This window comes from Knoellia sinensis KCTC 19936 (assembly GCF_000768705.1).
Taxonomy (GTDB): Bacteria; Actinomycetota; Actinomycetes; order Actinomycetales; family Dermatophilaceae; genus Knoellia; species Knoellia sinensis.
Genome location: NZ_AVPJ01000001.1, coordinates 390,848 through 404,986, shown reverse-complemented (window position 1 = coordinate 404,986; position 14,139 = coordinate 390,848). Strand labels below are relative to the sequence as shown.

Genomic DNA, 14,139 nt, shown 5'->3' with positions numbered 1-14,139 from the left:
GCCGCGTCTTGACGCCGTGGATGCTCTTCCACGCTAACTGATCGTCAGGACGAGCAACAGGTCCCCGCCCTCGACCTGCTGGTGACCGTTGATGGCCAGACGCTCGACGGTTCCGGCGCTCGGCGCAGTGATGTTGGCTTCCATCTTCATGGCCTCGATCGTCGCGACGACGGCGCCCGCTTCGAGGCGATCGCCCTCGGCCACCACGGGTGTCACGACGCCAGCAAAAGGAGCCGGGACGTGCAAAGGGTTGCCCGGCTCGGCCTTCTCGGCTGTCTTCACGTCGACCTGAATGGCATTGTCGCGCACCGTGATCGGACGGAACTGTCCGTTGAGGGTGCACATCACCGTGCGCATGCCCTTGGCGTCGGCCTCGCCGATCGACGTCACCCCGAGGAGGAGTCGCTTTCCGGCCTCGATCTCGACTTCGTACTCGCGGTCCGGGTCGAGGCCGTGGAGGAACTCGACCGTGCCGAGCACTGAGAGGTCTCCGAACCGGTCGCGGGACGAGAGGAAGTCCTTGGTCGGCCCGGGGAACAGGAGCGCGTTGAGCGTGGCGCGTGGGTTGGCGTCGAGCGCCTGCTCCTCCTCGGAGGTGAGGGTGGTGACGCGCGGACCGGCCTGCCTGCCCTGGAGGGCCTTGGTGCGGAAGGGCTCGGGCCACCCCCCGGGCGGGTCGCCCAGCTCGCCCTCGAGGAAGCCGATCACCGAGTCGGGGATGTCGTACTTCGTCGGGTTCTCCTCGAAGTCGTCCGGGTCGGCGCCGGCACCGACGAGTGCCAGCGCGAGGTCACCCACGACCTTGCTGCTCGGGGTGACCTTGACGAGGTTGCCGAGAATCCGGTTGGCGGCGGCATACATGTCCTCGATGTCCTCGAAGCGATCGCCGAGGCCGAGGGCGATGGCCTGCTGACGCAGGTTCGACAGCTGGCCGCCGGGGATCTCGTGGAAGTAGACGCGACCGGTGGGCGAGGGGAGGCCGGACTCGAAGGGGGCATAGAGCTGCCGGACGGCCTCCCAGTAGGGCTCGAGGGCGAAGACATGGTCGATGTCGAGCCCGGTGGGCCGGTCGGTGCCGTCGGTGGCCGCCACGAGGGCGGAGAGTGACGGCTGGCTCGTCGTGCCGGACATGGCCGAACAAGCAGCGTCGACAGCGTCGACCCCTGCGTCGATCGCGGCGAGGAGGGTGCCGATCTGCCCACCCGCGGTGTCATGAGTGTGGAGGTGCACGGGCAGGTCGAAGCGCTCGCGCAGGGCACTGACGAGGGCGCGCGCGGCGGGCGCACGGAGCAGACCGGCCATGTCCTTGATGGCGAGGACATGGGCACCCGTATCGACGATCTCCTCGGCAAGACGCAGGTAGTAGTCGAGGGTGTAGAGCTTTTCGCCCGGGTCGCTGAGGTTCCCGGTGTAGCAGAGCGCCACCTCGGCCACGGCGGTGTCCGTCGCGAGGACGGCTTCGACCGCCGGCCGCATCTGGCTGACGTCGTTGAGGGAGTCGAAGATCCGGAAGATGTCGAGACCGCTCCGGGCCGCCTCGTGGACGAACGCGTCAGTGACCTTGGTGGGGTAGGGCGTGTAGCCGACCGTGTTGCGTCCCCGCAGGAGCATCTGGAGCGGGATGTTGGGCATCGCCTCGCGCAGGAGGGCGAGCCGTTCCCACGGATCCTCCGACAGGAAGCGCAACGCCACGTCGTAGGTCGCGCCGCCCCATGCCTCCATCGAGAGCAGTTGCGGCGTGAGACGTGAGACGTGGCCGGCGACGTGGAGCAGGTCGCGCGTGCGCATGCGTGTCGCGAGCAGTGACTGGTGGGCGTCGCGGAACGTCGTGTCGGTGACGGCGACGTCGGAGCGGCCGCGCAGCTGACGGGCGAACTCGGCAGGTCCGACGCGCTGGAGCAGATCCCGCGAGCCGGGCGGGACCGGCAAGGTGGCATCCAGGGTCGGCAGCTTGGCGCGCGGCTTGACCCGGCTCAGGGCGGGGCCGTGGGGCTGGTTCACCGTGACGTCGGCGAGGTAGGTCAGCAGCTTGGTGCCGCGGTCGGCGGGAGTTCGGGCATGGAGCAGTTCGGGCCGCTCGTCGATGAAGCTCGTCGTCGCTTCGCCGGCCTGGAAGACGGGGTCGGCCAGGACCCCTTCCAAGAACCGAATGTTGGTGGAGACTCCGCGAATTCGGAACTCCGCCAACGCCCTTCGTGCCCGACGCACCGCCATGGGGAAGGAGCGACCACGGCAGGTGAGCTTCACGAGCATCGAGTCGAAGTGGGCCGAGACCCGTGCCCCGACGAACACGGTGCCGCCGTCGAGGCGCACCCCGCCGCCGCCCGCGGAACGGTAGACCGTGATGGTGCCGGCGTCGGGGCGGAAGCCGTTCGCCGGGTCCTCGGTCGTGATCCGGCACTGAAGTGCAGCCCCCCGAAGGACGATGTCCTCCTGCCGCAGCCCCAGATCCTCGAACGACTCGCCCGACGCGATGCGCATCTGCGACACGACGAGGTCGACGTCGGTGACCTCCTCGGTCACTGTGTGCTCGACCTGGATGCGCGGGTTCATCTCGATGAAGACATAGCGACCGTCCTTGCCGAGCAGGAACTCGACGGTGCCGGCATTCACGTAGCCGATCTTGCGGGCGAACCGCACGGCATCGGCGCACATCTGGTCGCGCAGGTCCGGGTCGAGGTTGGGCGCCGGTGCGATCTCCACGACCTTCTGGTGGCGGCGCTGCACCGAGCAGTCACGCTCGTAGAGATGGAGCACACCCCGGCCATCGCCATCGGGGCCGTCGCTGCCGTCGCTGCCGTCGCTCAGGATCTGCACCTCGATGTGGCGTGGGTCGACGACGGCTTCCTCGATGTAGAGCGTGGGGTCCCCAAAGGCCGCGTCAGCCTCGCGCTGGGCCGCTTCGAGCGCTTCCCGCAGGTGGGCGGGGTCCTCGACGCGGCGCATGCCGCGACCGCCACCTCCGGACACGGCCTTCACGAAGCACGGGAATCCGATGTCAGCAGCCGCGGCTTCCAGGGCATCGAGGTCGGTGCCGGCCTCGGAACCTCGCAAGGTCGGGAGGCCCGCGTCCCGGGCCGCCGCGATCGCCTTGGCCTTGTTGCCGGTCAGGTGCAGGACCTCCGGGGGAGGGCCGATGAACGTGATGCCGTGGGCGGCGCACTCCTCCGCGAGGAGCGGGTTCTCGGAGAGGAAGCCGTAGCCCGGATAGATCGCGTCGGCACCGCACTCGACGGCAACGCGGACGATGCTCTCGTGGTCGAGGTAGGCACGGACGGGGTGTCCCTCCTCGCCGATCTGGTAGGACTCGTCGGCCTTGAGGCGGTGCTCCGAGTTGCGGTCCTCGAACGGGAAGACGGCGACGGTCTTGGCGCCGAGTTCGGTGGCGGCGCGGAAGGCCCGGACGGCGATCTCGCCTCGGTTGGCGACGAGGACCTTGCGGAACACGGCATACCTCCGTGGCTGAGGGCGGGTCGCCCTGATCCTAGTGATCGCCGAATGGAGCTGGCTGGCCCTCCCGAACCGTGACGCCCGGCGGTCGCCACGCGCCACCACCGATGGCGAGCAAGCCTCACGAAGCGGTCGCGGCGTCCTCGAGGATGTCGGGGGCGTTGTCGGCGACCCACACCATGAGCGGGTTGAGCAGCGCAGCGAGTTCTTGTCCACGAGGGCTGAGTGAGTATTCGACGTGAGGCGGCACGACCGGGCGGGCGTCGCGCAGCACGAAGCCGTCGGCGACGAGCGTGCGCAGCGTCTGAGCCAGCATCTTCTCGCTCACGCCCTCGGCGCGGCGGCGCAACTCGCTCCACCGCAACGGCTCGCCCTCGCCCAGGGAGAGCAGCACGAGGAGGCCCCACTTGCTCATGACGTGGTCGATGACGGTCCGGGTCGGACAGCCCGCTGGGAAGACCGCATCCGGGAAGTGCTCGCGCAACGGATTGCTTACCTGCATGTATGTACCTTACCTCAAAGTGGGTACTAACTATTGGGAAGTATCAGGTCGAACCGCTCGTTGACCCCGATGTCAGCAGTTCGCTTCCACGCTCGAAAGGCTCACCATGACCACCTACCTCGTGACCGGCGCCACCGGACAGCTCGGACGCCTCGCCGTCGACTCCCTGCTGGACCGCGGCATCGCTCCCACCGACCTCGTCGCCCTCGTCCGGGACCCCGCCAAGGCCGCGGACCTGACCGACAAGGGTGTGGACGTGCGTGTCGGCGACTACGAGGACCCCGCGTCCCTCGACCGCGCACTGGCGGGCGTCGACCGACTCCTCCTGGTCTCGGGCAGCGAGTTCGGACGACGGGCAGTGCAGCACCAGAACGTCATCGACGCGGCGGTGCGCGCGGGGGTGGAGTTCGTCGCCTACACGAGCATCACCCGGGCCGATTCCTCACCGCTGCAGCTCGCGGTCGAGCACAAGGCCACTGAGGAGGCCCTGGCCGCGTCGGGCCTGCCGCACACGCTCCTGCGCAACGGCTGGTACCTCGAGAACTACACCGCCCAGATCCCCGTCCAGCTCGAGCACGGTGCCGTCCTCGGCGCCGCTGGCGATGGGCGAATCAGCGCCGCGACGCGGGCCGACTTCGCAGATGCCGCCGCCGCCGTCATCACGGGGGAGGGCCACGCGGGCCAGACCTACGAACTCGCAGGCGACACCGCGTTCACGCTCGACGAGTATGCCGCCGAGCTCACGTCCGTCGCCAAGACCCCGGTGTCCTACCGCGACCTGACCGTGGAGGACTACACCTCGGCGCTCGTGCAGGCCGGTGTGCCCGAGCCCTTCGCAGCCGTGCTCGCCGACAGCGACCACGGAATCAAGCAGGGTGCACTGCATGCAGAGTCCGGGGACCTGTCGCGGATCCTCGGCCGTCCGACCACGACGCCGGCCCAGGCCATCCGGGCCGCCATCGCCTGACCGCTTCACCCCGACTTTGTGCCCCATTGGGACGGCGAGCGTCAGCGAGCTGTCCCAATGGGGCACAAAGTCGGGGCGGGGGTGGTGTCAGCCGTGCTGCCGCTCGGGGGCCTCGACGAAGTCGCCCCGCTCGCGGATGTTGCGTACAGGAGCGAGGTCGGTCGTGAGCCAGCTCCCGTCGGCCACTGACTCAAGGAGTGCGAAGCCGGTGGTCTCGGCCGTCTTGGCGATGTAGCCGCCCGACTTCTGTCCGATGCCTCCGCGCATCTCGAAGAGGACGGATGCCGAGCCCAACAGCCCGTAGGCGTTGCGAGCAATGCCGGGTGTCGTGGTGCTCGGGTATCGCGTGATGTTGGCGTAGCCCTTGCTCTCGACGGAGTTGAGCATGACGGCGACTGCCCGTTGTGAGTCCTCGATGGTCTCGGTCCACGTGTCACCCAGGCCGAGCCGCTCGGCCTCCTCGTCGGCGTTCGGCCACATGATCGATCCGGTGATCATCCGCCCGTCGTCGTCGACGTAGGTGCCCTGGTGGTGGAAGTCCACGACCAACTCCGGCTGCCGCTCGTCCCACAGCAGTCGCATCGCGACGGACTCCGGCACTGGGTTGAGGTTGTCCAGACCCGGCAGGTACGGATGGTCGAGCGCGGACTCGGAGTACGAGTGGTAGCGGTTCATGTCATAGCCACGCCCGATCGCATAGAACGGGTCGCACGGCGCCACGGTGCAGCTGGGGTCGTAGTTCTGACGCCACGGCGTGGTCCGCCCTGCGGTGTCGGTGACATCGGCGTCGAAGCCGTCGACGTTGACCCGCGGGACGATCGTCACCGTCAGCGACTCGCGGATCTCTTCGGAACTCCGGGACCCGTTGGCCAGAGTTCTGATGAGCGAGACCATGCCTTCACTCACGACGAACTCGTCGCCGTGCTGGTTGGCGATGAACATGACGTTGGTGGCCCCGTCACCGATGGTGACCACAGGGATGTCACGCCCGGTGTTGCTTTGCCGGGGTGCGGGCGAGACGTCGAAACTGCCCTTCGCCGACGAGTCGATCTGGCGCAGCGTCGACCAGAGTTGTTCGTAGGAGTGCAGGCCGCTCAGGTTGCCCTCACCCCACGGACCTCCCGGGGTCGCGGGTGGTGGGTCGGCGACCGAGGTGGCGGCGGGCACGGCCGCCAGCCCGAGGGTGCAGACCCCGACCACGAGGGCGGTCCTGAGGCGATGGATGGGTCGTGATGACATGAAGGATCCTCCGGTTCGGATGGATGCCTGACGCAGCGGACGCCTGTGCAGATCTCTCGCGCGGTGCCCCTCGCGCCCTGCCTGGTCCTTCGACGCTAGCGAGATACCCAGAGGTCGGCATCTCGAAAATCGCGGTGGGAGCGAAACCGGTTGGTCGCTGTCGGCACCACGCGGCATACTTGGACGCCGACCGGTGTTCTACTGGTCAGTGACAACTGAACAGCGTGGGATGAGCCCCCCTCAGGGGGGTGATCGGTTTCGACATTGGTCGGCGGATCAAGGGAAGCGGGTCGAGGATGCACGGTCATCTCGTCAACGCTCCGTGCAAACCAATAGGTGCCAACTCCAAGCGCACCGACTTCGCCCTCGCCGCCTGAGCGAGCCCGAAGTCCGTTGGCCTAGGTTCGATCTCGACCTAGTCACCAGCGTCATCTAGAGATCTTGCTTCGTCTCCCCTGTCGGGGGGAGGCGCGGGACTCCAATCCGACTGGGCCTGTCAGGGAACGTGCTCGTGCGAGCCCTGGGGCCGAGAAAATCCATAGCGAGCTGCACCCGGAGAAGCCTTGGTTTCCCGTCAGTGGACGCGGGTTCGATTCCCGCCACCTCCACCACCGTGGTCATCCCACCGCACGACACCCGGTCGGCCAGCTTTCGCTCGCCGTGCCGGGTGTTCGTGTGTTCGCTGTGTGACGATCTCGTATGCCGTCCACAGGCTTCCCGCCCACGCCGCCTCCCGAGGACGAGCGGATCGGCGGCCGCGACCTTGCCGAATGGCGTTCCGCCGCAGGCCGGTTCGTGGTGCGGGGACTCGCGCAGGTCTCGGCGGCGGTGGCGCGGGTCGCCCGCTGGTCGACGGCCAACACCGCACTCGTCATCACCGTCGGGCTGGGGCTCGCGGTGACTTGGGCCTTCTCCGTCGTGTCCGCAGTGGTCTACGGCGACGTCGCCGACCGGAACGGCATCGCGCTGGTCGACGAGCCGGTGCTCGACAGCGCGGTGCGGTTCCGCACGCCAGAGTCCGCGCAATGGGTCACGGACTTCACCGACCTCGGCGGCAAGGTGGGCATGCCCTTCATCGCCGTCGTCGTGGCCGTGGGCCTCTCGCTGGCGTGGCGCCGCTGGGCACCGCTCGTCCTCATGGTCATCGCGGGTGCCGGGTCGCTGTTCATGACCGTCACGGGCAAGGAACTCACAGCCCGGGACCGCCCACCGCAGTCATTGGCGGTCCCTCCCTACGAGACCTCGGCCAGCTTCCCCTCGGGGCACACGCTCAACGCGACCGTGGTACTCGGCCTCACGGCATACCTGCTCGTCATCTGGTTGCGCAGGCGAGGATCGCGGATTGCGGTCGTGGCCGTGCTGGGAGTGTTCGTCCTCGCGATGGGGCTGTCACGCGTCTTCCTCGGGCACCACTGGCTCACCGATGTCGTCGCGGGCTGGGCGATCGGTCTCGGGTGGCTCGCGGCCGTCATCACCGGTCACCGGGTCAAACTCACGCTGGATCGGCGACGTCACCCTCGGTCGGGCGAGTGACGGCAGCGATGTCGAGGGCCCACGCCTGTCCGTCACGCCGGAAGCCGAGCTTCTCGTAGTACGCGCCGACCATCGCGTCGGGGGTTCGGATGGTGCGCCACCCCTGACCGGCGAACAGACCACTGTGACGCCACACGAACTCGCCGGGCGTGAAGTCGCGGTAGCGCTCGGTGACGTAGTCGAGCTCGACCTGACCGACGCCACCTCCGGCGTCACGCACCACGACGACACCGACCGTCTCGTGCCCGTGGACGACGAGGTAGGCGAAGCGTGAGGACGATTCGGTGACGCCACTGAAGCCCGGGTTGTACTTGCCGATCTCGGCGCCCTCCACCTCGAGGAAGTTCTGGAGGTACGCGTCGTCCTCCTCGACCTCGATGACCCGGAACGCGGTCTCGTCATTGCGTTCTCGCAGCATCCTGGCGATGAAGAAGAGGTTGATCGCGGCAAGCACGACGTTCATCGCCACCATCGGCCAGACGCCGATCGCTGCGTTGAAGACCGTGAGGATGAGGCAGGCGATCGTGTTGAGGATCCGGAGGCGCAGGATGCGAGCCTGGAGCAGGGAGAAGACGAGAAGCGCCGACCCGAACCAGCCGAGGGCGTCGAGCCAGCTCATGCCAGGGCCCAACGCACGGCGACGGTCGCGGTGATGGCCTGAGTGCCGCCCTCGACCGGCATGGAGCCGGCGAAGTCGGCGGAGCGCGCCATCATGGGCCGAGGTGCACCGGTCTCGGGCACGCCCTCCCGGATGTGGATGACCGGCCCGAGCTGGGCTCCGGCCAGGGCGGCGTACTGCTCGGCTCGCGCCCGGGCGTCCGCGAACGCCGCCTCGCGTGCGGCCCCGAGGTGGGCCAGGGTGTGCTCGGCGCTCATCTCGATCCCGTCGACGCCCAGGGCGTCGCCTGCCGCTCCTGCCAGGGCCTTGAGGAGATCACCGACCCGACCGGTTTCGCGAACCGTGAGCCGGAAGGCTTGGTATGCCGTGTAGCCGATGACCTTGCGGCCGTTCTGGTCGTGCCGCGGGTGGATGCCGACGTCGTCGGTGCGTCGGTCACGGGGCTCGATGCCATGGTCGGCGGCGGCCTGGAGGGCGGCTTCGGTGCGACTCGAGGACTCGGCGAGGGCTGTCGCCACATCGCGCGCCTCGCACTGGACACGGGCGCGCACGATGACGAGATCAGGCACGACGTGGTGCGCTCCCGTACCGGTGACTTCGACGTGGTCGGTCATGCTGGCCACTGTAGGTCCGGCGATCCCCACGGGGAGTGGGGCTGCGGAAGATCGGTTCTTGGCGAGCCACGGTGGACGCGATGTGACCGAACTCATGAGTAGCAGGTTGAATCGTGGTCATGGCCGCACTTCCCTCTGCCGCGAACTCCGTCACCGTCCGCCTCGTCGCCCCGGCACGAGCCACCGCCGTCAGTGAGCTCACCGGAGTCGTGGAACAGGCCGGGGGAGTCGTCACCGGACTCGACGTCACGGCCTCGGGCCACGAGCGAGTGCGAGTGGACGTCACGCTCATGACCCGCGACCCCGGACACGCCGACGAGATCGTCGAGCTCATGCGCGGCGTTGAGGGCGTCGAGATCGGCAAGGTCTCCGACCGCACGTTCCTCATGCACCTCGGCGGCAAGTTGCGCATCGAGTCCAAGGTCCCGATCCGCAACCGCGACGACCTGTCGCTCATCTACACACCGGGCGTGGCTCGCGTCTGCATGGCGATCGCCGAGAATCCCGAGGACGCCCGACGTCTCACGATCAAGCGCAACACGGTCGCGGTGGTCACTGACGGGACGGCGGTCCTCGGGCTCGGAGACATCGGCCCCCTTGCCGCCATGCCGGTCATGGAGGGAAAGGCCGCGCTCTTCAAGCGTTTCGCCGACATCGACGCCTTCCCGATCTGCCTCGACACCACGGACACCGAGGAGATCATCACCGCCGTCAAGGCCATCTCCCCGGTGTTCGCAGGCATCAACCTCGAGGACATCTCCGCGCCGCGCTGCTTCGAGATCGAGGCCCGGCTGCGCGAGGAGTTGGACATCCCGGTCTTCCACGACGACCAACACGGGACAGCGATCGTCGCGCTCGCCGCAATGCGCAACGCCCTGGCGGTGGTCGGCAAGCGGCTCGAGGACGTCAAGCTCGTCATGAGCGGCGCCGGCGCGGCCGGCACCGCCATCCTCAAACTCATGCTGCACGCCGGCGCGCGTCACGTGGTTGTCGCTGACATGCACGGCGTGATCCATGCGGCCCGCGAGGACGTCGTGTCCGGCGACCACCCCAACCAGACCTGGATCGCCGAGCACACCAATGCCGAGGGATTCACCGGCACCCTCGCCGAGGCACTGGCAGGGGCGGACGTGTTCCTCGGAGTCTCCGCGCCGAACATCCTCACCGGTGACGACATCGCGACCATGGCCGACGACGCGGTCGTCTTCGCGATGGCCAACCCCACGCCGGAGGTTGACCCCGTGGATGCCGCGAAGCACGCCACGGTCGTGGCGACGGGCCGGTCCGACTTCCCCAACCAGATCAACAACGTCCTCGTCTTCCCGGGCGTGTTCCGTGGGCTGCTCGACTCGGGTTCCCACGTGCTGACGCCCGAGGTCCTCCTCGCTGCCGCCGACGCGCTGGCAGGTGTGGTCAAGGACGAGGAGCGGAACGCGACCTACATCATCCCCAGCGTGTTCCACCCCGGCGTCGCCGAGGTCGTGGCAGCGGCCGTCGCCAAGACAGCGACGTCCACGGGTGCAGCGACGGCCGGGTCCGCCGAAGCCGCCAAGGCGCCGTGAGCTCCGGAGCGTCTCGCGCCAGATCCCTCGTCCCAGTATCGGTCGCGGTCCTCCTGCAGATCGTCGTGCTCTACGCGCCGTCGGGTGGGGGAGGGTCGCCCTTCCCGAACTTCGACAAACTGGTCCACGCCGCGGTGTTCGCGCTGCCGGTGTTCTTCGCGCTGTTGGCGCGACTGCCATGGCTGCCAGTCGTGTTCGTCGCAGCCGCGCATGCACCGGTGAGCGAGTTCATCCAAGGGACCCTGCTGCCGAATCGCGCCGGTGATCGCTGGGACGTTGCCGCGGACCTCGCGGGCGTGGCCCTCGGGGTCCTCACGGCCCGGTTCGTCGGCACCCGCAGTGCTGCTCGCGTGGTCAAGGACACACCCGAACGCTGATAGAGTGGATCCTTGCGCCACGTCCGGCGCCGCGCTCCAGCCCGTTGAATCTCGTTGACACAGAAGTCGTCGTGGAGGGCCGTTGACGCCCACCACCATCGACTCGGATCGAGTGATTCTCCATGCCCAAGAAGCCCACCGCCGGCGGCAAGAAGCCGCGCTGGACCGCCTCGAAGAAGGCGGATGCGAAGTCCAAGGGCCCCAAGAAGGCCCATCACCGCGGACAGCCCGAAGGCCCCACCCGCACCAAGGCGCCGCGCTCCGAGCGCAGCCCGCGCTGGGACCGTGAGGACCGCGCCGCACGCAGCGAATCCGGTGACCGGCGCGAGCGCGGCGACAACCGTGGCTCCGACCGTCGCGACGACCGCGGTGGCTACCAGCGCCGCGATGACCGAGCGGACTCGCGTGGCGGCTACCAGGGCCGCACCGACCGTGGCGACCGCCCGGCATACGGGCAGCGCCGTGACGATCGCGGCGAGCGCCCGGCATACGGGCAGCGCCGCGACGACCGTGGTGAGAGCCGCGGGTTCCAGCGTCGCGATGACCGAGCGGACTCGCGTGGCGGCTACCAGGGCCGCACCGACCGTGGCGACCGCCCGGCATACGGACAGCGCCGTGACGATCGCGGCGAGCGCCCGGCATACGGACAGCGCCGCGACGACCGTGGTGAGAGCCGCGGGTTCCAGCGTCGTGACGACCGTGGCGAGCGCCCGGCATACGGACAGCGCCGCGACGACCGCGGCAGCCGCCCCGCCTACGGCGAGCGCCGCGACGGCCGTCCGCCGTTCCGTCGCGACGACGACCGGCCGGCGCGCCGCGTCGCCGATCCGGTGCGCCGTGACCGCCATGAAGGCCGTCACTACGACGAGCACCGGAACGACCTGCCGGACGCACCTCGCACCTTCGAGGAGGCCGAGGCAGAGCGCGCCCAGGCCGACACCTGGGTGAAGTACGAGTCCAAGAAGTCTTCGGGTCCGGCGACGGTCACCGAGGACAACGGCTTCGCCAAACTCGGCGTCGACCCCCGGCTCGTCGAGCGACTGGCCCGCGACGGCATCACCGAGCCGTTCCCGATCCAGGAGGCGACCATCCCCGACGCCCTCGCGGGTCGCGACGTTCTCGGACGTGGTCAGACCGGCTCGGGCAAGACCCTCGCCTTCGGCCTGCCGACGATCTCCCGGCTCGTCGACGGCACCAAGCCGTTCAGCAAGCGTCCGCGCGCGCTCGTCATGGTGCCGACGCGTGAGCTCGCGATGCAGGTGAGTGACGCCCTCGAGCCGCTCGTCCACGTCACCGGCCTGCGGCACAAGCTCGTCGCCGGCGGCCTCTCCTACGAGCCGCAGATCAAGGCGCTGGCCAAGGGCATCGACATCCTCGTCGCGACGCCTGGCCGGTTGTCCGACCTCATCGAGCGCGGCGCCGTCGAACTCGACGACGTGCAGATCACGATCCTCGACGAGGCCGACCACATGGCCGACATGGGCTTCCTTCCCGATGTCACCGCCATCCTCGACAAGGTGCCGTCGGGCGGGCAGCGACTGCTCTTCTCGGCCACCCTCGACAAGGGCATCGACACGCTCGTCGACCGCTACCTGATCGACCCGGTCACGCACTCGACCGAAGACGCTCAGGCCAGCGTCACGACGATGAGCCACCACATCATGCTCATCGACCCCAACAACAAGAAGCAGCTCACGGCCGAGCTCGCCAACCGTGCCGGCCGCATCGTCGTGTTCGTGCGGACCCAGCTCGGCGCCGACCGCATCGCCCGTGAGCTGCGCGAGAAGGGCGTCCTCGCCGCGGCCATCCACGGTGGGCTGTCGCAGAACCTGCGCAACCGCGCGCTCGGCGCATTCCGTGACGGGTCATTGCCGGTCCTCGTGGCCACCGACGTCGCCGCGCGCGGCATCCACGTCGACGACATCGGTCTCGTCCTCCAGGTCGACCCGCCCGCTGACCACAAGGACTACCTGCACCGTGCCGGTCGCACCGCTCGGGCGGGGGAGAAGGGCACGGTCGTGACCTTCGCCCTTCCGCACCAGAAGCGCACCATGGCACGACTCGCCGAGGCGGCCGGTCTCGATGTCGAGCCGATCCGGGTCCGTCCGGGCGACGAGCACGTCGCGGCAGCCGGAGGGCGCACGCCGTCCGGTGTCCCGGTGGCTGACGAGGTCTGGAAGCCCCTCCTCGAGGCCAAGCCACAGCAGCGCGGCCGCCGTCCGGGTGGTCCGCCCCGTCGTTTCCAGGGTGCCTCCCGCGGCTACCAGGGCGGCGGCCGTGGCGCTGCCCGCGGTGGGGAGCGACGTGGTCAGAGCGGGCGTGCAGAATGGAAGCGTGACCGCTGATCGCACGACGGGCCGACTCCTCGTCTCCACGCCGAAGCTCGACGACGGGATCTTCCACCGCAGTGTGATCCTCATGCTCCAGCATGATGAGAGCGGCGCTCAGGGCGTGGTGCTCAACAAGCCCCTGGGTGCCGATGTCGACAGCGTCCTGCCGGGGTGGGGAGAGCACATCTCCACACCGCAGACCCTCTTCCAGGGTGGCCCGGTCCAGCTCGACTCCGCGCTCGGCCTCATCACGGTGCCCGGTGACGACGACCCGCCACCGGGCAGCCAGCGGCTCTTCGGGGCAGTGGCGATCGTCGATCTGGACACCCCGCCGCTGCTCGTGATGCCGGAGGCCGGTGGCCTCCGGATCTTTGCCGGGTATGCCGGGTGGTCAAGTGGTCAGCTCGAGGACGAGGTGCGTCGTGGGTCGTGGTTCGTCGTGGATTCCTTCCCCGAGGACCTGCTGACCGGCGACCCGGATCGCCTCTGGGAGCAGGTGCTCCTGCGTCAACGCGATGAGCTGGCCTTTGTGGCCTACTACCCCGTGGACCCCGAGCTCAACTGAGGGACTCTGCGCGCTCGAGGGCTGGGGTCGGGCGCCGTCGCGTCGTAGGCTGAAGGTGTGAGTGACCCAATGCTGCCGCCCAGTGACCCGAACGCTCCCCAGCCCGAGCCGGCCGGTCCGTCGACGCGCACGGCGGTCCTCGAGCGCGAGGAGACCATCCCGGAGGTTCAGGAACCGGGTGATCACGAGCGCTTCTCGCACTACGTTCGCAAGGAGAAGATCCTCGAGTCGGCCCTGTCCGGTGAGCCGGTGACGGCCCTGTGCGGCAAGGTCTGGATTCCGGGTCGCGATCCGAAGAAGTTCCCTGTGTGCCCTACCTGCAAGGAGATCTACGAAGGCCTCCGCGCCCCTCAGGACGGTGGCGACGAGTGACCGCGACCC

General features: G+C 68.8%; 12 protein-coding genes and 1 other RNA gene. 8 read left to right on the top strand and 5 right to left on the bottom strand.

Annotated elements, in window-relative coordinates:
* Positions 1 to 33: 33 nt before the first annotated feature.
* The gene (locus N802_RS01900) at positions 34 to 3,447 is read right to left on the bottom strand and encodes a pyruvate carboxylase (RefSeq protein ID WP_035911283.1); all 3,414 of its coding nucleotides are present in this window, start codon (positions 3,445 to 3,447) and stop codon (positions 34 to 36) included.
* A gap of 124 nt (positions 3,448 to 3,571) precedes the next feature.
* Complete coding sequence (locus N802_RS01895; RefSeq protein ID WP_035911281.1) at positions 3,572 to 3,952, bottom strand: winged helix-turn-helix transcriptional regulator; 381 nt, start codon at positions 3,950 to 3,952, stop codon at positions 3,572 to 3,574.
* A 106-nt stretch (positions 3,953 to 4,058) separates the two neighbouring features.
* Here N802_RS01895 and N802_RS01890 point away from each other — a divergent pair, with 106 nt between their 5' ends.
* A complete protein-coding gene (locus N802_RS01890) occupies positions 4,059 to 4,919 on the top strand; it encodes an SDR family oxidoreductase (RefSeq protein ID WP_035911276.1) in 861 nt (286 codons plus the stop codon).
* Between the two features lie 87 nt (positions 4,920 to 5,006).
* Here the strand turns inward: N802_RS01890 and N802_RS01885 are convergent, their stop codons facing one another.
* Positions 5,007 to 6,158, bottom strand: coding sequence for a M14 family zinc carboxypeptidase (locus N802_RS01885; RefSeq protein WP_035911275.1), 1,152 nt, complete (start codon positions 6,156 to 6,158; stop codon positions 5,007 to 5,009).
* A gap of 244 nt (positions 6,159 to 6,402) precedes the next feature.
* On the opposite strand from N802_RS01885, the gene ssrA reads away from it, so the two are divergent.
* Positions 6,403 to 6,769: a transfer-messenger RNA gene (gene ssrA / locus N802_RS19825) on the top strand.
* An 88-nt stretch (positions 6,770 to 6,857) separates the two neighbouring features.
* Positions 6,858 to 7,691: a phosphatase PAP2 family protein gene (locus N802_RS01880; RefSeq protein WP_035911273.1), complete on the top strand. Its 834-nt coding sequence runs from the start codon at positions 6,858 to 6,860 to the stop codon at positions 7,689 to 7,691.
* Here N802_RS01880 and N802_RS01875 read toward each other — a convergent pair.
* Both N802_RS01875 and N802_RS01870 read right to left on the bottom strand, forming a co-directional pair.
* On the bottom strand, positions 7,651 to 8,310 hold the full coding sequence (locus tag N802_RS01875; RefSeq protein WP_035911271.1) for a hypothetical protein: 660 nt from the start codon (positions 8,308 to 8,310) through the stop codon (positions 7,651 to 7,653). The two genes, N802_RS01880 and N802_RS01875, sit on opposite strands and share 41 nt — an antisense overlap.
* Complete coding sequence (locus N802_RS01870; RefSeq protein WP_035911856.1) at positions 8,307 to 8,924, bottom strand: SIMPL domain-containing protein; 618 nt, start codon at positions 8,922 to 8,924, stop codon at positions 8,307 to 8,309. Before N802_RS01870 ends, N802_RS01875 begins: the two co-directional genes overlap by 4 nt.
* A 119-nt stretch (positions 8,925 to 9,043) precedes the next feature.
* On the opposite strand from N802_RS01870, the gene N802_RS01865 reads away from it, so the two are divergent.
* The 5 genes from N802_RS01865 to N802_RS01845 all read left to right on the top strand — a co-directional run bounded on the left by N802_RS01865 (position 9,044) and on the right by N802_RS01845 (position 14,130).
* Complete coding sequence (locus tag N802_RS01865) at positions 9,044 to 10,486, top strand: NAD-dependent malic enzyme (protein ID WP_035911854.1); 1,443 nt, start codon at positions 9,044 to 9,046, stop codon at positions 10,484 to 10,486.
* Positions 10,483 to 10,863: a VanZ family protein gene (locus N802_RS01860; protein ID WP_035911270.1), complete on the top strand. Its 381-nt coding sequence runs from the start codon at positions 10,483 to 10,485 to the stop codon at positions 10,861 to 10,863. Before N802_RS01865 ends, N802_RS01860 begins: the two co-directional genes overlap by 4 nt.
* 122 nt (positions 10,864 to 10,985) lie before the next feature.
* A complete protein-coding gene (locus N802_RS01855) occupies positions 10,986 to 13,208 on the top strand; it encodes a DEAD/DEAH box helicase (protein ID WP_035911268.1) in 2,223 nt (740 codons plus the stop codon).
* On the top strand, positions 13,198 to 13,758 hold the full coding sequence (locus tag N802_RS01850) for a YqgE/AlgH family protein (RefSeq protein ID WP_035911266.1): 561 nt from the start codon (positions 13,198 to 13,200) through the stop codon (positions 13,756 to 13,758). Before N802_RS01855 ends, N802_RS01850 begins: the two co-directional genes overlap by 11 nt.
* A 69-nt stretch (positions 13,759 to 13,827) precedes the next feature.
* Positions 13,828 to 14,130 carry a DUF3039 domain-containing protein gene (locus tag N802_RS01845; protein WP_035911265.1) on the top strand — a complete coding sequence of 101 codons (303 nt, stop codon included), beginning with the start codon at positions 13,828 to 13,830 and terminating at the stop codon, positions 14,128 to 14,130.
* Positions 14,131 to 14,139 lie beyond the last annotated feature (9 nt).

Excerpts from the sequence above, each read along its gene's own strand:
- N802_RS01895 (WP_035911281.1), bottom strand. The coding sequence starts at position 3,952 with ATGCAGGTAAGCAATCCGTTGCGCGAGCACTTCCCGGATGCGGTCTTC.
- N802_RS01845 (WP_035911265.1), top strand. The coding sequence starts at position 13,828 with ATGCTGCCGCCCAGTGACCCGAACGCTCCCCAGCCCGAGCCGGCCGGT.
- N802_RS01890 (WP_035911276.1), top strand. The coding sequence starts at position 4,059 with ATGACCACCTACCTCGTGACCGGCGCCACCGGACAGCTCGGACGCCTC.
- N802_RS01885 (WP_035911275.1), bottom strand. The coding sequence starts at position 6,158 with ATGTCATCACGACCCATCCATCGCCTCAGGACCGCCCTCGTGGTCGGG.
- N802_RS01870 (WP_035911856.1), bottom strand. The coding sequence starts at position 8,924 with ATGACCGACCACGTCGAAGTCACCGGTACGGGAGCGCACCACGTCGTG.
- N802_RS01880 (WP_035911273.1), top strand. The coding sequence starts at position 6,858 with ATGCCGTCCACAGGCTTCCCGCCCACGCCGCCTCCCGAGGACGAGCGG.
- N802_RS01875 (WP_035911271.1), bottom strand. The coding sequence starts at position 8,310 with ATGAGCTGGCTCGACGCCCTCGGCTGGTTCGGGTCGGCGCTTCTCGTC.
- N802_RS01865 (WP_035911854.1), top strand. The coding sequence starts at position 9,044 with ATGGCCGCACTTCCCTCTGCCGCGAACTCCGTCACCGTCCGCCTCGTC.
- N802_RS01855 (WP_035911268.1), top strand. The coding sequence starts at position 10,986 with ATGCCCAAGAAGCCCACCGCCGGCGGCAAGAAGCCGCGCTGGACCGCC.